The sequence below is a fragment of the Mycolicibacterium vulneris genome, assembly GCF_002104765.1.
Lineage (GTDB): Bacteria > Actinomycetota > Actinomycetes > Mycobacteriales > Mycobacteriaceae > Mycobacterium > Mycobacterium vulneris.
The window spans coordinates 1-6767 of sequence record NZ_NCXM01000064.1 but is presented as its reverse complement, the minus strand read 5'-3'; the positions used below and the strand labels follow the sequence as shown (position 1 = coordinate 6767).

4 protein-coding genes are annotated in these 6767 nt (G+C 63.3%); 3 read left to right on the top strand and 1 reads right to left on the bottom strand.

The features are described from left to right. From B8W69_RS29245 to B8W69_RS29235, 3 genes are all read left to right on the top strand, one after another. Positions 1-3785: non-ribosomal peptide synthetase (locus B8W69_RS29245; RefSeq protein WP_133058054.1), on the top strand; the 3785-nt coding region annotated here is incomplete at its 5' end. Continuing rightward, positions 3769-4677: an aspartyl/asparaginyl beta-hydroxylase domain-containing protein gene (locus tag B8W69_RS29240; RefSeq protein WP_220084581.1), complete on the top strand. Its 909-nt coding sequence runs from the start codon at positions 3769-3771 to the stop codon at positions 4675-4677. The genes B8W69_RS29245 and B8W69_RS29240, both read left to right, overlap by 17 nt. Before the next feature lie 10 nt (positions 4678-4687). Continuing rightward, positions 4688-6193: an MFS transporter gene (locus B8W69_RS29235; protein ID WP_085293124.1), complete on the top strand. Its 1506-nt coding sequence runs from the start codon at positions 4688-4690 to the stop codon at positions 6191-6193. A gap of 388 nt (positions 6194-6581) precedes the next feature. Here the strand turns inward: B8W69_RS29235 and B8W69_RS31115 are convergent. After that, positions 6582-6767: hypothetical protein (locus tag B8W69_RS31115; RefSeq protein ID WP_220084580.1), on the bottom strand; the 186-nt coding region annotated here is incomplete at its 5' end.

Sequence of the window (6767 nt, the reverse complement as noted above, 5' to 3'; positions counted from 1 at the left end):
CGGCGCTGGCCGATGTGGTGGCCCGCCAGGAAAGCCTGCGCACCCTGTTCCCCGCGGTCGAGGGCATCCCCCAGCAGCTGGTGATCCCGGCCGAGCAAGCCGACTTGGGCTGGCAGGTCGTCGATGCCACCGGCTGGTCGCCGGCCCGGCTGCAGGAGGCCATCGATCCCACAGTGCGTCACTCGTTTGATTTGGCCACCGAGATTCCGTTGCGGGCAAGGCTTTTCCGCGTCGCCGAGGACGAGCATGTGCTGGTGGCCGTGGCGCACCATATCGCCGCCGACGGCGTGTCGATGGCCCCGCTGGTGACCGATCTGGGGGTGGCCTATGCCAGCCGGTGCGCGGGACACGCCCCGGGGTGGGCGCCGTTGGCGGTGCAGTATGTCGATTACACATTGTGGCAGCGCGCCCAGCTGGGCGACGTGGCCGACAGTGACAGCCCGATCGCGGCGCAGTTGGCGTATTGGGAGCAGGCGTTGGCCGGGATGCCCGAGCGGTTGGCGTTGCCCACTGATCGGCCTTATCCGCCGGTGGCCGATTACCGCGGCGCCAGTGTGATCGTGGACTGGCCGGCCGAGCTGCACCAGCAGATTCGTCGGGTGGCCCGCGAGCACAATGCGACGAGTTTCATGGTGATCCAGGCCGCGCTGGCGGTGTTGTTGGCCAAGCTCAGCGCCAGCAGCGATGTGGCGGTGGGGTTCGCGATCGCCGGTCGTGATGATCCCGCTCTCGACGAGTTGGTGGGTTTCTTCGTCAACACCTTGGTGCTGCGGGTCGATTTGGCCGGGGATCCCAGCTTCACCGAATCGCTGGATCAGGTGCGAGCGCGCAGTCTGGCCGCCTATGAGCACCAGGATGTGCCCTTTGAGGTGTTGGTGGAGCGGCTCAATCCGACCCGAAGCCTGGCGCATCACCCGCTGGTGCAGGTGGTGTTGGCCTGGCAGAACTTCGCCGGGGACCCCACCGCTGGGGTGGGTTTGGGTGATCTGCAGGTCACGCCGCTGTCGGCGGACACCCAGGTCGCCCGCATGGACCTGACGTTTACGTTGGGCGAACGCTGGAACCCAGCAGGGGAGCCCGCCGGGATCGGCGGCTCGGTGGAATTCCGCACCGACGTGTTCGACAGCGACAGCATCCAAACGCTGATCACACGGTTGCAGCGAGTGTTGATGGCACTCACCGACGACCCGTCCCGGCGGCTCTCGGCGGTGGACGTGCTCGACGAAACCGAGCATGCCCGCCTGGAAGTGCTTGGCAATAAAGCGGTTTTGACCAACCCGTCAAACGTGCCGGTATCGGTGCCGGAGGCGTTCGCCACCCACGTGACCTGCACCCCGGACGCCGTAGCGCTGGTGTGCGGCGGTCGCTCGATGACCTATCGCGAGCTCGATGAGACGTCGAATCGGTTGGCGCATCTGCTGGCCGGCCAGGGGGCGGGCCCGGGACAGTGTGTGGCGCTGCTGTTCAACCGTTGCGCCGAGGCCATCGTGGCGATTCTGGCGGTGCTCAAGACCGGGGCGGCCTATCTGCCGATCGACCCTGCGCATCCAGCGGCCCGGATCGGGTTCATGGTTGCCGATGCCGCGCCGATCGCCGCGCTCACTACTTCCGAGTTGGCCGGGCGGCTGGGCGGGCATGAGGTGCCGGTCATCGATGTCAACGATCCCGCTGTTGACGCCGAGCCCAACACCCCACTACCGGCGCCGGCACCCGAGGACATTGCTTATGTGATTTACACCTCGGGTACTACCGGGGTGCCCAAAGGGGTGGCCATCACCCACCACAACGTCACCGAGCTGATGGGGTCTCTGGATCCGAGTTTGGCCGCGCCGGGGCAGGTGTGGTCGCAGTGGCACTCCTATAGCTTCGACATCTCGGGTTGGGAGATCTATGGCGCCCTGCTGCACGGGGGGCGGCTGGTGGTGGTGCCCGAGTCGGTGGCGGCATCCCCGGACAACTTCCATGCGCTGCTGATCGATGAAAATGTCAGCGTCTTATGTCAAACCCCCTCGGCGGTGGGGACGTTGTCGCCGCAGGGTTTGGAGTCGGTGACCCTGCTGGTCGGGGGTGAGCCCTGCCCGGCCGAGCTGGTGCAGCGGTGGGCACCCGGGCGGGTGATGATCAACGAATACGGCCCGACCGAGACCACCATGTGGGTGGCCTTGAGCGCGCCGCTCACGGCGGGCTCGGATGCGGTGCCGATCGGTGCGCCGGTGCCGGGTGCGGCGTTCTTCGTGCTCGACCAGTGGCTGCAACCGGTACCGGCCGGGGTGATCGGCGAGTTGTATGTAGCCGGTCCTCAGCTGGCGTGTGGCTATGTGCGGCGGGCCGGGTTGACCGCGTCGCGGTTTGTGGCCTGCCCATTCGCGGAGTCCGGCCAACGGATGTATCGCACCGGGGATTTGGTGCATTGGGGCCCCGATGGACAGCTGCAGTACCTCGGCCGCGCCGATGAACAGGTCAAGATCCGCGGCTATCGCATCGAACTCGGCGAAATCCGCGCCGCGCTGGCCGCCCTCGACGGGGTGGACCAGGCGGCGGTGATCGCCCGCGAGGACCGCCCCGGCGACAAACGCCTGGTGGGCTATATCACGGGCACCGCAGACCCGGTCGAGATCCGTGCCGTGCTGGCTGAGCGGCTGCCGGTCTATATGGTCCCCGCGGCGGTGGTGGTGATCGACACGCTGCCGTTGACGGTCAACGGCAAACTTGACACCCGCGCCCTGCCCGCACCCGAATACACCGAGGCCGATCACTACCGCGCCCCGAGTACCCCCACCGAGGAGATCCTGGCCGGCATCTACGCCCAGGTACTCGGGCTGGAGCGGGTCGGGGTTGACGACTCCTTCTTCGACCTGGGCGGGGATTCGCTGTTGGCGATGCGCGTGATCGCCGCGATCAACAAATCGCTGGATACCAGCCTCGCCGTCCGCACCTTATTCCAGGCGCCGTCGGTGAGTGGCTTGAGCCAGCAGTTGGGCCAAGCTGCCAGTGAGGTGGAAGTAGTCCCTGTTGAGTTCCTCAAGCAGGGCGCCGGCGTCCCGCTGTTCTGCATTCATCCCGCGAGTGGGCTGGTCTGGCCGTATCACGCTCTGGGTAATTACTTGGACTGCCCGATCATTGGAATTCAACAAACCCCGCAAAATGGCGAGGCCGAACCGGCATCGATCCTGGATATGGCGAAAACCTATGCCGACCGGATCCAAACGATTGATCCTCACGGGCCCTACAACCTTCTCGGCTGGTCTTTTGGAGGCGTCGTCGCCCATGAAATCGCCATCGAGCTCCAGCGACGCGGCTGCGCAATCGCACGCCTCATCCTGCTGGATGCTTTACTCGTCAGCGAAAGCAGCGATGTCCCGAATAGCGCTATTTTAGTCGAGATGGCACTCGAAGAAGTTTTGCGGTTCTGTCGTGTAGAGATTCCAGATCGGGATGCGCCGCTTACCTATGAGCGGGTAGAAGAACTGCTTCGCGAACGAGGGATTGTCGACTTTCCTCGATACAAGCCGCTGCTCGATCTGATCGTTCGAAACGACGATAAGAATATCGCGTTGGCGCAAGCCCACGAACCCGGTGTCTTCGATGGTGATGTAAACATCTTCTCTGCTCTGCCTGATGAGGGCGATCAGAGTATGCAAGATTGGCGACCTTATGTTGCAGGCAACCTCAACAGCTATCCGATTGACTGTGTGCATCAAGAAATGATGAGTGCCGAATCGCTCAGCCTGTATGGCCAACAACTCAAACTTCTATTAGAAACCGAAGGTGCGTGCATCGAATGATTGCAGCGAACGTGCTTTCCCGAATTTGGGCAAGATCGACATCACACTCAGAAAGGGGCTAGGCTCCATGCAAAAAATCGAAAAGGATTTGTTCGGTCGCGTTGTGGAGAGCGAGACGCAACAGCAGCAAGGACTCTTGTTGCGAACGCGCATCTGGCTCTACCAATTCATACAAAACATGTTCTTCAAGTTTGAAAACTTCATTGGTCGCGCCTCGACGTATGGCGACCACGAGTTTTTCGATCCCAAGGACTTTCCCTGGGTTGGTGCGGTCGAGGCTGATTGGCGCAAGGTCCGTGCCGAGCTCGATGCGCTTCTACCCTATGCGGCGAACATCCCAGCTTTCCAGGAACTCCAGCCGGCCCAGAAGGCGCTCACTCAAGACGACGGCTGGAAAACATTCTTCTTCTACGCCTACGGTCTCAAGGCGCGGGGGAATTGCCGCCGCTGTCCGGAAACAACCAAGCTCCTCAAGCAGATACCGGGCATGAAGACAGCGTTCTTTTCCATCCTCGCGCCCGGCAAGCACCTGCCGCCACATCGTGGTCCCTGGAAGGGCGTGCTCCGCTTGCATCTCGCGCTGCTCATTCCCGAGCCGGCCGAGATGTGTGCCATCCGAGTCGGGTCGCAGACCCGTCATTGGCAGGAGGGCAAGGTGATGATCTTCGATGACACCTTCGAGCACGAGGCGTGGAACCGGACCGAGGGGGTACGCGTGATCCTTTTCGTCGACATCATGCGGCCGATGCGCTTCCCGGCGAATGTCATAAACTCGGTGTTCACGTCGGTGATCGCGATGCCCTTCGTGCCTCTCACCGGCCTCGCCGGTAACTATCTTCGCTGGGAAAAGCGTTTCGAGGCCCTCGTCAATCAAGGCGCCCCGGCGAAGTAGCGGTTCGAAGATGTCTACCGAACCGACCACGCTCCACCATACGAAGAGACACGTTCCGGCTTTCCTGCGGTCTCGCCGGTTCGCCGTAATCGTCGCGATCGGCGGCATGCAGCTGATGGTGGCGATGGACGGCCCCGTCGCGATCTTTGCGCTGCCCAGGATTCAGAACGAGCTGGGCCTGTCGGATGCCGGGCGAAGCTGGGTGATTACCGCCTACATGCTGACCTTTGGTGGCCTGATGCTGCTGGGTGGCCGGTTGGGAGACACTGTCGGCCGCAAGCGGGCTTTCATCATCGGGGTCGCGCTGTTCACGTTCGCCTCGACCTTGTGCGGCATCGCCTGGAACGGAAGCACGCTGATATCGGCGCGGCTGCTGCACGGCGCGGCCGCCGCAATCATCGCACCCACCAATTTGGCGCTGATCGCGACGACGTTCCCGAAGGGGTCGACACGCAATGCGGCGACAGCGGTGCTCGGCGCGATGACCGGTCTCGGCGGGGTGCTGGGCCTGGTGGTGGGCGGGGCGCTCACCGACGTGTCATGGCGGCTGGCGTTTTTGGTGAACGTGCCGATCGGGCTGGCGGTTATCTACCTGGCCGTCATCACGCGGCAGGAAACACAAAAGGAGCGGATGAAGCTCGACGCCACCGGGGCTGTACTGGCGACATTGGCGTGTACCGCCGCCGTCTTCGGTCTCTCTACGGGCCCGGAGGTGGGATGGCGGTCGGCCACCACGACCGGTTCAGGCTTGGTGGCTCTGGCCGCTTTCGTGGCGTTCGTCGTGGTGGAGCGCACCGCCGAGAACCCCATCGTGCCGTTCAACCTGTTCTACGACCGCAACCGGCTGGCCGCGTTCGCGGCTACGTTCCTTGCCGGTGGAGTGTTTTTCACCCTGACCGTGCTGGTCGGCCTCTACGTGCAGACCATCATGGGCTACAGCCCGCTGCGCGCTGGCATCGCCTTCATCCCGTTCGGCATCGGGGTGGCCATCGGGGTGGGTGTGGCGTCGAAGCTGGTGATGTCGTTCCCGCCGCGGGTGGTGGTGATCGCCAGCGGCAGCCTGATTCTGGTCGCGACGCTGTACGGCGCGACACTCAACGCCAGGATCCCGTACTTCCCGAATCTTGTTTTGCCGCTCCTCATTGGCGCTATCGGTATCGGCGCGATCTTCGTCCCGCTCACGCTATCGGTGATCGCCAGCGTCGGCTTCGACCGCATCGGGCCCACATCGGCGATTTCAGTGATGATGCAGACCTTGGGCGGACCGCTGGTTCTGGTCATCGTCCAGGCCGCCGTCACGTCGCGCACGCTATCCCTGGGCGGCACTCTCGGTCCGGTGAAGTCCATGAACGCCGCCCAGCTGCATGCGCTCGACCGCGGCTACACCTACGGAATGCTGTGGCTGGCTGGGGTAGTCGTGCTGCTCAACGTGGTGGCGCTGCTGATCGGGTACACCGCCGCGCAGGTGGCCCACGCGCAGGAAGTCAAGAAAGCCATCGACGCCGGGGAGCTGTAGCTAGCAGTCGGCCACGTGTCCACTGACCGCCGACGAGACTGCTTGTCGCAGTCCCGACGGTGGCGGACGTCTCTACCGGATGATGCTCGGCGCCACAGAGCAGGCGCGATCGGCGCATCCACTTAACCAATCTGAAACAGGCCCAGGGCAACTGACGGGTTCCGCCCGCTTTTACGGGTGTCCAACAACGGCCCGCATGGTCGTCGCGGCCGTGGCCTGAGTCCCTGCGTAACGGCCAAAGCCGGCACTCTCGACGAAACACGCTGTTGCAGAATGGAATACGCGCTAGCACGCGCATCTTCGGTGAGCGTCCGCCTGTCATCACGCAAGCCACTCTGTCGATTTGCGTTTACCACTCTATGTGCACGTAGTGACTACGCTACCCGGCTTAATAAGCCAGACAGCGGGTTTGAAACGCATAACGCTCTGGATCATGCAACGGGCCGGGACCGTCTGCCGGGCCAAGCCCTAACTGGTCGAAATAGCTAGTGCAGCGAACTGTTCGACCCATGCCAAAGCGAAATTTGGAGGACTGGTGAGTACCAATCCGTTCGACGACGACAACGGCAGCTTT